Origin of the sequence: Prevotella sp. (assembly GCF_036570325.1) — a bacterium.
In the GTDB taxonomy this organism is placed as follows: Bacteria; Bacteroidota; Bacteroidia; order Bacteroidales; family Bacteroidaceae; genus Prevotella.
In genome coordinates, this window is record NZ_DATCYK010000041.1 from 1 (window position 1) to 13,315 (window position 13,315).

15 protein-coding genes, 1 rRNA gene and 1 pseudogene are annotated in these 13,315 nt (G+C 49.4%); 5 read left to right on the forward strand and 12 right to left on the reverse strand.

Annotated elements, in window-relative coordinates; genetic code table 11:
- The 11 genes and pseudogenes from VIR50_RS03160 to VIR50_RS03210 all read right to left on the reverse strand — a co-directional run.
- Nucleotides 1-239, reverse strand: a pseudogene (locus VIR50_RS03160) (primosomal protein N'); the annotation flags it as partial.
- A gap of 22 nt (nucleotides 240-261) precedes the next feature.
- The gene (locus VIR50_RS03165; protein WP_331933693.1) at nucleotides 262-435 is read right to left on the reverse strand and encodes a hypothetical protein; all 174 of its coding nucleotides are present in this window, start codon (nucleotides 433-435) and stop codon (nucleotides 262-264) included.
- 541 nt (nucleotides 436-976) lie between these two features.
- Nucleotides 977-1,606 (reverse strand): outer membrane beta-barrel protein, encoded by a 630-nt coding sequence (locus VIR50_RS03170; protein ID WP_331933694.1) that lies wholly within the window; start codon nucleotides 1,604-1,606, stop codon nucleotides 977-979.
- A gap of 27 nt (nucleotides 1,607-1,633) precedes the next feature.
- Nucleotides 1,634-2,683, reverse strand: coding sequence for a type IX secretion system ring subunit PorN/GldN (gldN, locus tag VIR50_RS03175; protein ID WP_331933695.1), 1,050 nt, complete (start codon nucleotides 2,681-2,683; stop codon nucleotides 1,634-1,636).
- A 10-nt stretch (nucleotides 2,684-2,693) separates the two neighbouring features.
- Entirely contained in the window at nucleotides 2,694-4,247 is a 1,554-nt protein-coding gene (gene gldM / locus VIR50_RS03180; protein ID WP_331933696.1) for a type IX secretion system motor protein PorM/GldM, read from the reverse strand.
- 37 nt (nucleotides 4,248-4,284) lie between these two features.
- Nucleotides 4,285-5,139 carry a type IX secretion system motor protein PorL/GldL gene (gldL, locus tag VIR50_RS03185; RefSeq protein WP_331933697.1) on the reverse strand — a complete coding sequence of 285 codons (855 nt, stop codon included), beginning with the start codon at nucleotides 5,137-5,139 and terminating at the stop codon, nucleotides 4,285-4,287.
- Between the two features lie 6 nt (nucleotides 5,140-5,145).
- Nucleotides 5,146-6,597, reverse strand: coding sequence for a T9SS ring complex lipoprotein PorK/GldK (locus VIR50_RS03190; RefSeq protein WP_331933698.1), 1,452 nt, complete (start codon nucleotides 6,595-6,597; stop codon nucleotides 5,146-5,148).
- A gap of 49 nt (nucleotides 6,598-6,646) precedes the next feature.
- Nucleotides 6,647-7,567 carry a PorP/SprF family type IX secretion system membrane protein gene (locus tag VIR50_RS03195; RefSeq protein WP_331933699.1) on the reverse strand — a complete coding sequence of 307 codons (921 nt, stop codon included), beginning with the start codon at nucleotides 7,565-7,567 and terminating at the stop codon, nucleotides 6,647-6,649.
- A 126-nt stretch (nucleotides 7,568-7,693) separates the two neighbouring features.
- Complete coding sequence (locus VIR50_RS03200; protein ID WP_007134761.1) at nucleotides 7,694-7,915, reverse strand: DUF2795 domain-containing protein; 222 nt, start codon at nucleotides 7,913-7,915, stop codon at nucleotides 7,694-7,696.
- Nucleotides 7,916-8,050: 135 nt separating this feature from the next.
- Nucleotides 8,051-8,626, reverse strand: coding sequence for a hypothetical protein (locus VIR50_RS03205; RefSeq protein WP_331933700.1), 576 nt, complete (start codon nucleotides 8,624-8,626; stop codon nucleotides 8,051-8,053).
- A gap of 314 nt (nucleotides 8,627-8,940) precedes the next feature.
- Nucleotides 8,941-9,600 (reverse strand): porin family protein, encoded by a 660-nt coding sequence (locus tag VIR50_RS03210; protein ID WP_331933701.1) that lies wholly within the window; start codon nucleotides 9,598-9,600, stop codon nucleotides 8,941-8,943.
- Between the two features lie 424 nt (nucleotides 9,601-10,024).
- On the opposite strand from VIR50_RS03210, the gene VIR50_RS03215 reads away from it, so the two are divergent.
- The 5 genes from VIR50_RS03215 (at nucleotide 10,025) to VIR50_RS03235 (ending at nucleotide 13,159) form a co-directional block, all read left to right on the forward strand.
- A complete protein-coding gene (locus tag VIR50_RS03215; RefSeq protein ID WP_331933702.1) occupies nucleotides 10,025-10,765 on the forward strand; it encodes an SIMPL domain-containing protein in 741 nt (246 codons plus the stop codon).
- Between the two features lie 21 nt (nucleotides 10,766-10,786).
- Complete coding sequence (locus VIR50_RS03220) at nucleotides 10,787-12,052, forward strand: serpin family protein (protein WP_331933703.1); 1,266 nt, start codon at nucleotides 10,787-10,789, stop codon at nucleotides 12,050-12,052.
- Nucleotides 12,053-12,280: 228 nt separating this feature from the next.
- Nucleotides 12,281-12,532 (forward strand): hypothetical protein, encoded by a 252-nt coding sequence (locus tag VIR50_RS03225; protein WP_331933704.1) that lies wholly within the window; start codon nucleotides 12,281-12,283, stop codon nucleotides 12,530-12,532.
- Nucleotides 12,533-12,636: 104 nt separating this feature from the next.
- Nucleotides 12,637-12,924 carry a hypothetical protein gene (locus VIR50_RS03230; RefSeq protein ID WP_331933705.1) on the forward strand — a complete coding sequence of 96 codons (288 nt, stop codon included), beginning with the start codon at nucleotides 12,637-12,639 and terminating at the stop codon, nucleotides 12,922-12,924.
- Complete coding sequence (locus VIR50_RS03235) at nucleotides 12,914-13,159, forward strand: hypothetical protein (RefSeq protein ID WP_331933706.1); 246 nt, start codon at nucleotides 12,914-12,916, stop codon at nucleotides 13,157-13,159. Before VIR50_RS03230 ends, VIR50_RS03235 begins: the two co-directional genes overlap by 11 nt.
- 18 nt (nucleotides 13,160-13,177) lie before the next feature.
- On the opposite strand, the gene rrf is transcribed toward VIR50_RS03235, so the two are convergent.
- Nucleotides 13,178-13,290, reverse strand: a 5S ribosomal RNA gene (gene rrf / locus VIR50_RS03240).
- Nucleotides 13,291-13,315 lie beyond the last annotated feature (25 nt).

Consider the following 13,315-nt stretch of genomic DNA (forward strand, 5'->3'; position numbering starts at 1 on the left):
AGCTTCATTTGCTGTGGCAACAACACCGGTTCGGCGTCGAGCACGGCAAGTATTTCCTTCACGTCAAAGTCGGGTTTCGTGTCGTGAAGCGCCACTGCCACGGCCGTATAGGTCTTGCTTCGTCCCAGCGGAACGAGCAGTCGAACGCCCGGCCGCACCCCTTCGACCAGCCTATCGGGCACAGCGTAGGTAAACAAGCCGTCGAGCGGCAAAGGAAGTATTACGTCTACGTATTTCATTTGTTATGTAAGAATAGCGTCATCAAGCACCCTGAATTTCTTTATTCGCAAAATTCAGCGCAGCCTGACTTATGCAAAGGCAGTGCCAGAGAGTGCCATGAAAGTTTACTTTCGCATGGCCGAGCGCAGCCTGACTTATGCAAAGATAGCGCAAAAAATCAACATTGCCTTCACCTTCTTTATCTTTTACCATCAACTTGTCTACTTGTTCACTCGTCAACTCGTCTACTTCAAACCGTCAACTCGTCAACTTCAAACCACCAACTCCTCAACTTCCCTTTTTCCAAAGCTGCCTTTCGGGGCGGTCAAAGCAGTCCTTTCAGAACGCCGAAGCTGCCCTTTAAGCCGATAAAAGCAGGCCTTTCATTTCATTACGCTTATGCTCTTTCTATTCCTTTATAAACCAGCAACTTAACTATCCAGCAGCTTCTTCCATCAACCCATTAACTAACAACTCGTTAACTTGTCAACTTGTTAACTCGTCAACTCCCCCAACAACTCGTTAACTTGTCAACTTGTAACTCGTCAACTACACACCATCCACTCGTCAACTCCCCCGCTATACAACACAAAAGCAGTCCTTCTATCGAGTAAAAGGGCTGCTTTGGCAAAGAGGTTTTCGCACCTCCATCGTAAGAAAATTTATCTATTCAATCATCAAACCATTAGCGCTTTCACGCCTGATGATTGACATTAATCCATCATTTTTCCTGAAACGGCATGACAAGCCACACCAATTAGAAGAAATAAGTTAGGCCTAACTGCCATGAGTTCTTGGCTTTCACGTCGTTGGAACCGGCCTTCAGGTTATCCTTTGTTTGGTCAATCACGTCCGAAATGGTAATATCGCCCGTGCGACCCATCGGGATATTGTACTTCGCCGTTACCTGAATATGATTCAACAAAAAGCCTGCGCCGAGGTTGACGCTAAACAACGACTTCCTCATTTGGAACATACTCTTGTAGCTTTTTGAGTCGCCCAGCGAGAAACTTTCGTCACCTATGTTGAAACCTACTTGCGGTCCGGCGAGCGCAAAGAGGCTGAAACTCTCGCCGAGGTCCAATCCCGCACGCACGTTGAGCGGCACATTGATGTACTTGCGCTTAACCGTGGAGCCGGCGAACTCGGCCGACTGCTGGTTGTAGAGGGCTGACAAGTCGGCCGAAAGCCCTACGATAGGCACTTTAAATTTAACTGTGGGACCAAAAAAGAAGCCCAATCGGTTAGAAGACTCAAAGATACTGAAGTTGAACGACATCTTAGTAAGGTCCAAACCGCCCTGCACTCCTAACTTCACTTGCGCACGGCTACCGATGGCTGTCAGTAACATGACGGCCAAACTAATCATAAAAACGTTTCTCTTCATAACTTCTTGTTTTATAAGGTGAGTTAATTAATGACGCTGCCGACGCACCGTGACACGGGCAGCTCCCTGCCCTGATGTCTTGGAGGCCGGCCGCAAACGGGTTGCCTTGATGGTTTTGGGACGGCTTTGGCTCACGCCGGCCCGCCGAGAGCGCCTCGTGGAGGCTGCCGCGGCTTTCTGTCGACCTGCCTGATTGGCTTCAGCCGTCGAGTCATTTTGCGGATGATTGCCCCAAAGTTGCCGCTCAAAGGCCGCAAGCTCAGCCTCTATGCGCTGCTGTTCCTTGGCCATGGCCGTATCGTTGCTACAATATTGGGCTAACGTTTTGCCCAACATGTTGTTCGTTTTGTAGATTTTACCTTGATAAAGGTGCAGGGCGAAGAAGTCCTCGGCGCTCATTTCCGACGCGTTATTCAAACTGCTGGCCATCAGGGTTTGGCGAGTGAGGTAGGGAGCGAGGTCGTCGTACTTCACCCAAAAGAGCGGATACTTCTGCGTGGCGTCACCAAAATCGTCCTCACGCTCCATCACCGGGCAGAGCGCCAGCACCTTCGTGTGGAACGTGGCGGTGCGTTGGTCGTAATAAGAAGTCTCTTTGATGTAATACGACTTCACCTCCTGCGCCGGAATATCACTATCGTCAATGTGTATTCCCCTATCGGTGCGCTTATAAAGTATGCGGTAATTATCGAGCAACTGCAAGGGCTTGACGGCCGCCGAGGCCGAGAAATCCTCATTGCCGCTCATGTCATAATTGTAAACAGTGATGGCATGGCGCAGCATGAGCTTGAAAATGAATGTAAAGAGATTCATCTTCCCGCCCGTGGGGGTCACGGGATGGTAGAGTCCGCTGTTGGCTTCGTCCGTCAGTTTCACCTCCCGATAGATGTCCCTTCGCCACACCACGTCTTCCTGCATCTTAGGTTGCACGGGGAAAGCTATCTGTGATCGGGTGGTCACATTGGCGCTTTTGGAAGCCGACGCCTTGGCTGCGGCCTGCTCCAAGCGCTTGGGTGACTGCGCCCATGCGCCATGCACCAGCCCCATCAACCCTATTATAAAGAATAGTTTTCTCATATTTATCTGTTTATCTTACTATCACTTCCATGGCTCCGGGCAGCTTTCGGGTGATACCGTCGGGCCCTTGAGCCGTCACTTTTATGTAAAACCGACGGTTGCGGGTGAGCTTTCGGAAAGTCTCCAATTGACGTTCGGAGAACCGATTGCCATTGCCGGCCATCGGAACGGCATTACCCATGTTGTCATAGAACACGGTCTCGAAGCCCACAACCTTGAACTCTATGTTGAGCAGGCCATCATCAATGGCCGCATTCACATGCTGCAATCCGAGCAAAGCGCCCTTACCAAGCGGTCCACCCTTGTATTTATCGCCGCCCAAAGCCAGATAAGGCGTCGGGTCGGGTAGCTTTCTCACCTTAAAGGTGTAGCTTCCCATGTCGCGGACACGCCCCTTATCCGTGGCCGAAATGTGGAAAGTAACATCCCGACCCACTGCCGCGGGCACGGCGGTAAAGCGTCCATCGCCTCGGGAAACAAGGCTTCCACCCGTCATGGTCATGCGAATGGCGTTCCGCGGAAGGCCCGGTACGCTGACGCTCACGGGGTTCTGATAACCCGCATAAAGCACGTTCATCAGGTCAGCGGCCACGGTAGCGCCCGTGGGTTGAGGTATCACGTCGTATTGTTGGGTGAAATTACGACGTATCATGTCGCCCGCTCCATTGGGCATAAGGATGTAACCACCGAAGCTATGGCGGCCTACGCCACCCGCGGAGAACGAATACTTGCCGCCCGGAGCGTTGACTCGGGCGCCGTTAACGAAGATTTGGGGCTGTCGGGTGGTATCAACGGCGGCCATAACGATATGGGCCGAGAAGGTCTCACCGGGGTAAAGAGTGGTCTTTTCGGGGATAACGAAGGCGTTGAGCCTGTTCACCCGAATATCCTTCAGGTCGATATTGGCCACCAAGGAATGGAGAACCTCGCCCTCGGCATAGCGCACATCGCTCTGCAATTTAGACAAGAGAGTGACCGCGGCGGCCACGGGCATGTCCTCAAACATATACTGCTGCCAGTTGCGACCTACCGTTCGCTCCTGCCGAGGCAACGTGGTGGAAAGGTTACCGGCTATGATTTTGCGTTGCATAGGGTCGCTCACCATGGTCAGGATGCGCTCCCTATAAGCGTTAATGGCCTTATAGAGCTGCCCGCCTTTACCCGTAATGGGCGATAACATCACTTGTCCGGCAGCCTCCAAATCGTCCTTATGCCTGATATTCCGCACGTCGCCATCGGCTCCGTCGGCCTCTTTCACGATCTGCTCCTTCAACTCCTGCGCGAAGAGATAGAGCGAATCGCTCATCTGCTTCACGGCCTTGGCCTTCCTGAACCAAGCCTCCACCTTCTTCGGATTGCTCCTTAGCTGGGCCGCGAAGTCGTCATAGAGCGCCTCGTTCTCAGCCGATGAGCTGGCCGTAGTCCTATTGATACTGTCTTCTACCAAGGAAAAGCCGTCCAAAACCTCTGTCGACACGTTGAGAGCCAGCATGGCCATCAAGACGACATACATGAGATTGATCATCTTTTGGCGAGGAGAAATAGGCCGTTTTTTTATTGCCATTGAGATAGTTTCTTATGATGAATATAACACGAATGGGCTACAAGGCAGCTCGGTTCGCACCATCGACCACACCGGGAGCCGCCGACCGCATGTTGACCGTCATGGCCTCAATCATTCGGGCATAGATAGTATTGAGCTGCTCGATATGCTTTGCCATGAGCTTACTTTGCTCATTAATCCGATCAATGGTATCTATTTGGCTGCTGGCGCTCCTGAGTTGCATTTCATAAACCTTGCAAATGCCCGTCAACGTGCGGTTCAGATTCTCCATTTCCTCACTGTCACGGGTGAGACGTTGGCTCTGTTGGCCCACCTTCTCCAGCATTTCGGTCAGTTTGCGCAGCTCTTCCACATAATTCTTTTGGGCCTCGGCCATGTCAGAATCGGGCACGACGTTGGGCAAGGGCTGCTCTTTCACGAGGCGGGAAGCCACATTCAGCGCCTCGACGGGCTGCGACGGAGCTACGGAAGCTGCTCTATTTACGGGTTGGAAAGCCGAAGCAGCAGCCACGGGAGCCTCACTTCCTGCCGCTTGAAAGGCTGAAGCGGTACTCGCAGGAGCTGTAGTCGGACGATTGCCGGCCACGGACGGCCCTGCCACAGCACCACCCTCAAGATACTCCTTGCTTACATGAGAAGGCAACTCACGACCCTCCGCCGTCTTATCGAACGGCCTATCAAAGGCCGAAAGAAAGAAAACGACCACCTCGGTGCCCATTCCCAAGAACAGCCAAAAGTTGGCTCCGGGGATGTGGGTCAGCTTGCAGAGCGTACCAAAGATAACGATGGCCGCGCCCCAACTGTAAGCATAATTGAGAAAAGTTTGGCCGGGCACACTGTCCATCCACTTCTGTAAGCGATAGATTATGTTGTATTTGCTGTAGGTTGACATAGTGATTTATCTTCTGTTTTTTGATTTTTTACTGCCCGAAGGGCTGGCCATGCTCCGCACACATCGGAAACCAATGTAACTACGGGGGTGGTTTTGGTATTCCCAAGTGCGCCAAGCGCTGCGGATATAGCTCTCGGGATCCTTCCACGAGCCACCCCTGACGCTTTTCTTCTTCAAGCGATAGGGGTCTTCCTTGGCCGCGTTATATTGCAAGGTGGGGTTGAGGTCGTTCATAGCCTCCAATCCCGACTCGGTGAAAACGGTGCCGGTCCACTCCGCCACGTTACCGGCCATGTCGTAAAGGCCGTTGCTGTTGGCCCCGTAAGCACCCACCTTACTCGTTATGAGATTGCCATCTTCGGTGTAATTGCCACGGTCGGGCTTGAAATTGGCATAGAAACAACCCTTCCCGTTCTTCATATCCTTGTTGTCCCAAGGGAACTCATTGCCCTCCTTTCCACGGGCGGCATACTCCCACTCGGCCTCGGTGGGCAACCGATAGCGCTGCACGAAACGGGCCTCGGGGCCCAAACCGGCCAACAAGTAGTTGGTACGCCAAGCGCAGAAGGCATTGGCCTGCTCCCAAGTAACGCCCACTACGGGATAATCATTGTAAGCATCGTTGCTGAAATAGTTGCGTAGATACATCTCATTATCCGAATTCGTGAAGTCGTTTACCCAACAAGTAGTGTCAGGATAGATATTGACGATGTAGGTATTGAGGAAATCCCATGGGCCCGAACGCGGCCGGTCGATGGTGGCCGATATGATACGGCCCTCGTCATCCACGTAAGCCGTGTCCTTGGAAATCATCACTACCTCCGTAGGGTCTACCGTCACATCGGTGTTGAACTGGCGTTCCTGCGGATTAAGACGGTTGCGGCGCAGGGCAGCGGCCGTGTAATCATAAATCTCATACTTATAATTCATCTGCCGCCAATCGAGGAGTTTCTCGCCCGTAACGGGGTTGGTGACATACAAACTCTCGTAAGCCCGCTGCTCATCCTCGTTGGGTCGGCGGGGCAAAGGCTTCTTCCAATTAACCCGGGGGGCAATGGCGTTGCCCTCTCTGTCCTCAGTTATCAGATAAGTTTCATCGCCGGCATAGGCCGGATCGGCCAGTCGGGTGCGGAGAATGCTGTCTCTCACCCACATCACGAACTGCTTGTACTTAGAGTTGGTGACCTCGGTCTCGTCCATCCAAAAGGCATCTACCGACACGTCTTTCGTGACATTCTTCTTTCCCCATAGGCTACTGAGGCTGTCAAGGCCCATGTGTACATAGCCACGGTCTACCCTTACCATGCCGTAAGGGGTCGGTTCGGTGAAGGCACGGCTGCCCCCCACGCCCACCACCTCGCCTCCGCGGCCGGCCATCGATAGGCTCTTGCCGCCCAGACAACCGGTCAGCGTAGCCATGGCGGCCAAGATACAAAGTCGTAATATCGTTTTTCTCATATTTTGCAATGTCTGTTTTTTCATCTTTTCCAAGTACCGGGCGCCACCTTTATAACAAGCGGACACTCTTGTGAAGCCGGCGTCCCTTGCGGGCAAAGTTAAGCTTTATTTGATAACCCACAAAGAATTCGTGGCTGCCATTGCCCGGATTGATGGCCGAGGTGTAGACCTCGTAGCTATAACCCACGACCACTCCATGCACCTTTCCGCCCACGAGGAGCGTAGCGGAGTTGGCAGGGCTGTAGGCCAAACCACCGTAAAACATCTTCTGCTCGTGCGTGTAGACCAGCCTACCGGTGATGTCGGCCCGATAGCCGGAGCCATCCGTACGGAAAAGCGCCGAGGGCTTTATCGTTAAAAACGGATTTCTGAGCCGGATATTGCCCCCCGCCGTCAGATAATAAGTTGGCTCGATGGGCAGTTCATGGGCCGTGCCAAGCCTCACGGTGGGGGCATTGACATGGAGCACGGAGGCTCCGGCATACCACGACCCGTGGTGATAGAGCAGGCCCAAGCCAAGGTCGAAGGCGTTGCCATTGACCAAAGTGGTGGCAAAGGCAGGGTCGCCGGGCTCCTCGGTATCGACCTTTGTCCCGTCAAACTTCTCGCTGATGAGCCCTCCCTGCACGCCCACGGCCAGCACACCTCCGGCCAACCGCCCGCGAAAAGCATACTGACCCTCCACCCGCTGATGGGTAAAGAGGCCTATCTTGTCGCTTAACAATTGAATGCCCGCCCCGTGGCGACGGCCCAACAGATGGAAAGGCATGTCGGCAGCGGCATGGAGCGACTGCGGATTATGCCTGAAACCGGCCATGTCGAGGGCAAAGGCGGCCGTGAAATTAATGTTGTCGTGCCGGCCCGCGGCGGCCGGATTGAACGACGTTTCCATGTCGAAATAATGGCTGAACGCCACGTCGTACTGGGCACGGGCCTGCAAACCGAGGAGCAAACCCACCGCTGTCGTCACAAAACATTTTACAATCCTCACAGCTTGATAACGGATATTTGGCTGAAATATTATATTTTATACCAAAAGACCGTTGTCTTGCGGCAACGGTCTTAAGTATCTTTTAGACTGAATTCCCCGTGGGAATCAATACTCATCATCATTCCAAAGGAAATCGTCTTTCGAGGGATAATCGGGCCATATATCTTCTATACTCTCATAGACGTCGCCCTCGTCCTCTATCTCCTGCAGGTTCTCAAGTACCTCCAACGGAGCTCCCGAACGGATAGCATAGTCTATCAATTCTTCCTTTGTGGCAGGCCATGGCGCATCTTCCAGTTTCGACGCAAGTTCAAGTGTCCAATACATAGTTGTAATAATTTAGTAGTTCACAATTGTGCGTGCAAAAATAGCAAAATAAATTATAACCGCAAATAATTCAACTGCTATTTTTAGATGACGGCAAACGTTTTAAATAAAATAAGGAAAATCAGTAATTTATAGTCAAAAATTAACTATATATTCCTGCTTATAGCGCTTGTCGAAGAACAAAACGCCACAATAATAGAGGTCGAAACCTACGCTGGTGCGGCTGTCGAGGGCCATGCGGCTCCAATGGGCGTAGGCCTGCGCCGATTCGTGAATGCCGAGAACGATGAGCAGGTCATGGGCCTTGGCGGTCTGCATGAACCGCTCCACGGCGGCCACGGCGTCCTCGGAGAGGTCGGCCAGCAACGCCCTGCGCCCCTCGAGTGCCCCTATTTCGGAAGCCAAAGCGCACGAGGCGGCGCCTCCCAAACGAATACCGCTTATATAATAAGGTAAGGCCGACGCCTCCACGGCGGTGAACCAAGCGGCTCCCTCCATCGTTTTCGAGAGGCGATAAAGCAAATGGCCGAGCTTCCGCCGCACGGGCGTAAGGCGCACACCCTCGTCCAACGAGCGGTAAGCCTCGTAGCGAGTGTGGCAGTTGACCACATCAACCACAAAGCTGTAGGCCGACGGCGACTGTATGCCGAAGCCCTTGCAATGGCCTATTCGTCGCAGCCATACGATAAACATTTTCAAACGTAACAACATGGCTGCAAAGGTACAACAATTTTAAAGAACAACAAGCGTTTTCCCAAAGCAGGCCTTTCACACGGTCAAAAGCCTGCTTTGAGCCTGCCCAAAGGCCGCTTTGGTGAGGTGAAAGGGCAGCTATCGCAACGCCAAAGTATAGCCATATCACGACAAGTGCACGGTTATTTCATGGCGAGCGCATAGCGCTTTGTAAAGGAGAGATAGGCGATGGCAGGCAGACAGCCCGACCATTAAACGAAAATGCGCCGGAAGTTGATTCTTCCGACGCATGGTTTCTTTATCTTTTAATTTCACTGTATCACCGCAGCGGCTTAGAAAATATAAGATACCGTAGCAGATATGGTGCTGTTTTTATAGCTCAATGCTGATTTCATACCGTTGATTTGGGTATAATTCTTAATCAGGTTGGGAATGCCATACTCATAGGCGCATTTCACACGAATGCAGTTTGCCAAACTTACTCCCACGCCAAGTGTCAAGCCATAGTCAAACCGTTTGAAACCATCTTTGCCGAAAATTTTAGAAGAAGTGGTAGTCTTGCCGGCTAACTTAGCGGTAGTAGTACCCCACAACGCATAGGAAACATAGGGTCCGGCTTCCACGAACAGCTTGCTTTCGCTGCCTAATGAGAAGTTCTTACCTACCACGATGGGCAGTTGGAGTGAATTAAAGTTGTAGCGGTTCGTCAGTCGGTCGTCGCCCGTTCCGTCGGCCTTGGGCACAAACACATTGTCTCGCATGTACCCTTTCTGCGAAAGAAGTAGCGAACCTCCCAAGTACCAACTGCTATTAGTGGCGTCGAAATCGTACAGAGCCGTGGCTCCCACGGTGTAACCAAGGGTCACTTTGGTCGGCTCCGATCCACGAGCGGCGTTTACATTGGCTCCTACGGTAAACCCGTACTTCAATCCCTGCGCATTCACTGCCACGGACAGCGAAAGCAATAAACCGAAAATAAATAACTTTTTCATTGTCATTTTGTATTATATAAATAATGATTATAAATTTCCTTGCTCTGTTTTGACCTTATTTATTTAAGCTAACTTTTCCATGTTAATTATGTAACAAAATGGATAAACGGGCCGGCTCATCAAGCATAACCTCTGTTTTTATAATAGGAAAACTCATAGCTTCCCCTATATGATTTAACTAAAACAAACGCTAATTGTCAATTATTTCACTTTCAAAATACATTGAAAGTATGATTGTTTTCCACTGCCCGGCAACTTATTTAACCGCACACATTAAATCAAAGAATGCTCATACTCATGGCAAAATGGGTATATAAAATAATAATAAATACTAAATTAGGCTTTGGCCTTACTCGTTCTCAAAATAAAATGCTACTTTTCTCGCTCAAAATTTATTATTCTTTACATCTTTAAACTACACATCATGAACAAGACAAAAGTATCATTGGCCATTTTTGCCGGCGTCGTAAGCATTATCTGCGCATGGCTGTTGGCGCAGGGAGTGAAGAATTTTAGGGCGCAAAGCCCCACCATCAACGTGACGGGCATGGCCGAGAAGCAAATCACGAGCGACCTTATCGTGTGGAACCTGACGCTCAAGAGCAAGGACGAAACACGGGCCAGCGCCTACAGTCAGTACAAACGCGTGGCACAAACCATGCGGAAATATCTCACCGAACATGGCATTGCCGACTCGTGTATCTCAACAAGCAGCGTCGACATCACGCCCGAGACACGCACCATACAAGACTCTGATAACAATCGCTACTACACCGTTGACGACGGATTCTCCGTGTCGCAGCGGCTCACCGTTCGCTCAACCAACGTGGCTTTGGTAGAACGTGTGTACCAAAACATATCCGAACTTTACAACGAAGGGCTCAATTTCAGTTCGGATGCGCCCCTTTATTACTACACAAAGCTCAACGACCTCAAGATGGAAATGCTCAACAAAGCCAGCCAAAACGCCTACGAGCGGGCGCAAACCATCGCCAGTGGCAGCCATTCGGACATAGGAGCAGTGGTTTCTTCGTCAATGGGCGTGTTCCAAATCGTGGGGCTCAACATGGAGGAAGAATACAGTTGGGGTGGCACTTTCAACACCTCAAGCAAGGAGAAGGTGGCCAGCATAACGGTGCGCACGACTTATGAGGTGAACGATTAAAGGCTTTCAATTTTCTTATTTATGATGAAGAAGACATTGATTTTCTTCGCGCTGATAGGCCTGACGGCATGTTCCTCCTTTAAAAATCAAAGTTTAAAGGAAGCTGCCGCCGAGGCTGAAGTGGATTATAAGCTGACGGAGACCGAGCAAAAAATCATTCGTAAGAACAATGATTTCGGCCTGCGGTTGTTCAAGTTGTCGACTGACCGCTCTCACTTCAGCAATGTTGCGCTGTCGCCCATGGGCGTTATCTACAGCCTGAACATGCTCAACAACGGTGCCACGGCACAGACTCAGCGGGAAATATACCAAGCCTTGAGCTATGACAAGGCTGATAGGGAGCAGCTCAATCCATTCTATCGACGGCTGCTTATCACCCAACGAAAGGAACAAGGCCCGCAAGCGGGAGATTTGCCAACCTATATGCAAACCTCTAACTTGCTGGCCTTCATGAATGATATTGCCATTGAAAAGGATTTCCAAGACACGCTTTCCACCTATTATTTTGCACAAATGGAAACGGCAAAGAGTACGGAAGAGTTGCAGAAAGCGGCAGATGAATGGTGCGTCAGGCAATCGGGTGGCCGTGTGACGCATGTTCCTTTGAAAATGGATGAGCAGACAAAAGCTTGTCTTGTCAATCTGATTGACTTCAAAGGCACATGGAGCCTTCCCTTTGACAAGCAACGGACAAAGGATGAACCTTTTTTCCTCACACGTGATCAGGCCATAACGGCTGTGATGATGCACGCTGATGACAACAATCAAATACTGCGGGGAATGACCGGTAAGCGCTTTTCAGCATTGCGCATGCCCTACGATGACCGTTTTGCCATGACCGTCATACTGCCCCATAAGGATTATGATTTATTGGAAATCATCGACAGTCTTGACTGTCAAACGCTGGATTTCATTAATCAAAACATGAGAACCTATGATGAAGTGCATGTTGATTTCCCCAAATTCACTACCAAAAACACCGTCAATCTCAAGCCGGTCCTAATGTCGATGGGCATTAAAAAGGCCTTCGGCTCGGAGGCTCAATTCAGTCGTATCAGCCAAACGCCATTGGGCATTGACGACATCGTGCAAGCTACAGAAGTAAAAGTGGAGGAATATGAGACCACTGCGCAGGCCACGACTGCTACGACTGTTGTAGCGCTTTCGGCCATTTCAAAACGCAATCCCTCCATATTCAGGTTTGAGGTTTACCGTCCTTTCCTCTATTATATCACCGACTATTTCGGTAATATCTGCTTCATTGGTAGCATGTTTATTCCCAAGTAGGTTTTCTCTTGCCGATAGCATTTCTTATACTATTCTTCAACGAAAAACTTACTTTTGGCAATATAAAGAAGGTGGATTGTTTTCTACCAATATTTATATAGCATTTCAATAAATTATCTATAAAAAAATAAGACCGTAAGTATTACACGCTTAGTTCCCTTATCTATACTTAGCAGAGAAAGATAAACCCCACACAGATAAATATAATCCAAAAAACAATATCACATCATGGCAAAAATAAGAATCGGAGACTTAGTAAAAGTAAAATTACTTAATGGCATGTATATGTGGGTACATGTCCTATTTGACTCAAAATTTATAACAAAAGGAAAAAAAGGGATAGATCCTTATAATTATTTCTCTTTTTACTCCTTGTGTTATTTGGTTAATATCTACTCTCAAATCTCAACGGAAGAAGAATTAAAAGACGATAGTATCTTTATCAAAGGCTTTTTATCCCAAGAAAAGAACTATCCATAGGAACCATAATATCCAATATTCCCGTAAATTGCAAAGAAATAGATTTCCCTGAAAATACAGGAGGATATAATTCTGAGTATTGGCTCTCAAAGGGAGAATTAGCTTTGGGTAAAATCCCCAAAAATAAAATAAGAGAATGGAATGATAAATTTAATGGTGGCTTTAGTGATATATATTCTATTGCTGATAGGCTTCTTTATATGCAAAACAGAAAGTCTGAAATGCAAAGAACCAACTATCCCCATGGATGGAATCCTATCCCTAAAGACTTCAGATTTTATCCTGAATACAGACAAGAAGTCTATAAAATCATAGGTGAGGATCCTAATCAAAGTTATTATGAATTAGCCTTGAAACATGGTTTTGACTTAGCCCGATTTTATGAGAAATAAAATAAAGAACTATCAGGAAGTAATCATTATCTTATCCTCTCACTCCCTTATTCTCTCAGAACAGTCAGACCAGTCCGATTGGTCTGACTCGTCCGACAAGTCCTACTTTAATAACAGTCAGGCCATCACCCACTCATCAGCTCTTCCTCAAAACAAACCATTCATCCTCCCAACCTTACACCCTCACAACTCCCCAACACACCAACACAAAAAAGAGCCCCGACTACTCACGTAATCGAGGCTCAAATCAAAAAAAAGGCGGCTACCTACTCTCCCACATTGCATTGCAGTACCATCGGCGCAAGCAGGCTTAACTTCTCTGTTCGGAATGGGAAGAGGTGGAACCCTGCCGCAATAACCACCTAAAATAAGGTTGACTATCGCACACAAG

Coding starts and splice junctions, on each gene's coding strand:
- gldN (WP_331933695.1), bottom strand. CDS start 2,683: ATGAGAAAACTATTCTTTATAATAGGGTTGATGGGGCTGGTGCATGGC.
- gldL (WP_331933697.1), bottom strand. CDS start 5,139: ATGTCAACCTACAGCAAATACAACATAATCTATCGCTTACAGAAGTGG.
- VIR50_RS03170 (WP_331933694.1), bottom strand. CDS start 1,606: ATGAAGAGAAACGTTTTTATGATTAGTTTGGCCGTCATGTTACTGACA.
- VIR50_RS03225 (WP_331933704.1), top strand. CDS start 12,281: ATGGCAAAAATAAGAATCGGAGACTTAGTAAAAGTAAAATTACTTAAT.
- gldM (WP_331933696.1), bottom strand. CDS start 4,247: ATGGCAATAAAAAAACGGCCTATTTCTCCTCGCCAAAAGATGATCAAT.
- VIR50_RS03200 (WP_007134761.1), bottom strand. CDS start 7,915: ATGTATTGGACACTTGAACTTGCGTCGAAACTGGAAGATGCGCCATGG.
- VIR50_RS03220 (WP_331933703.1), top strand. CDS start 10,787: ATGATGAAGAAGACATTGATTTTCTTCGCGCTGATAGGCCTGACGGCA.
- VIR50_RS03205 (WP_331933700.1), bottom strand. CDS start 8,626: ATGTTGTTACGTTTGAAAATGTTTATCGTATGGCTGCGACGAATAGGC.
- VIR50_RS03235 (WP_331933706.1), top strand. CDS start 12,914: ATGAGAAATAAAATAAAGAACTATCAGGAAGTAATCATTATCTTATCC.
- VIR50_RS03210 (WP_331933701.1), bottom strand. CDS start 9,600: ATGAAAAAGTTATTTATTTTCGGTTTATTGCTTTCGCTGTCCGTGGCA.
- VIR50_RS03190 (WP_331933698.1), bottom strand. CDS start 6,597: ATGAGAAAAACGATATTACGACTTTGTATCTTGGCCGCCATGGCTACG.
- VIR50_RS03215 (WP_331933702.1), top strand. CDS start 10,025: ATGAACAAGACAAAAGTATCATTGGCCATTTTTGCCGGCGTCGTAAGC.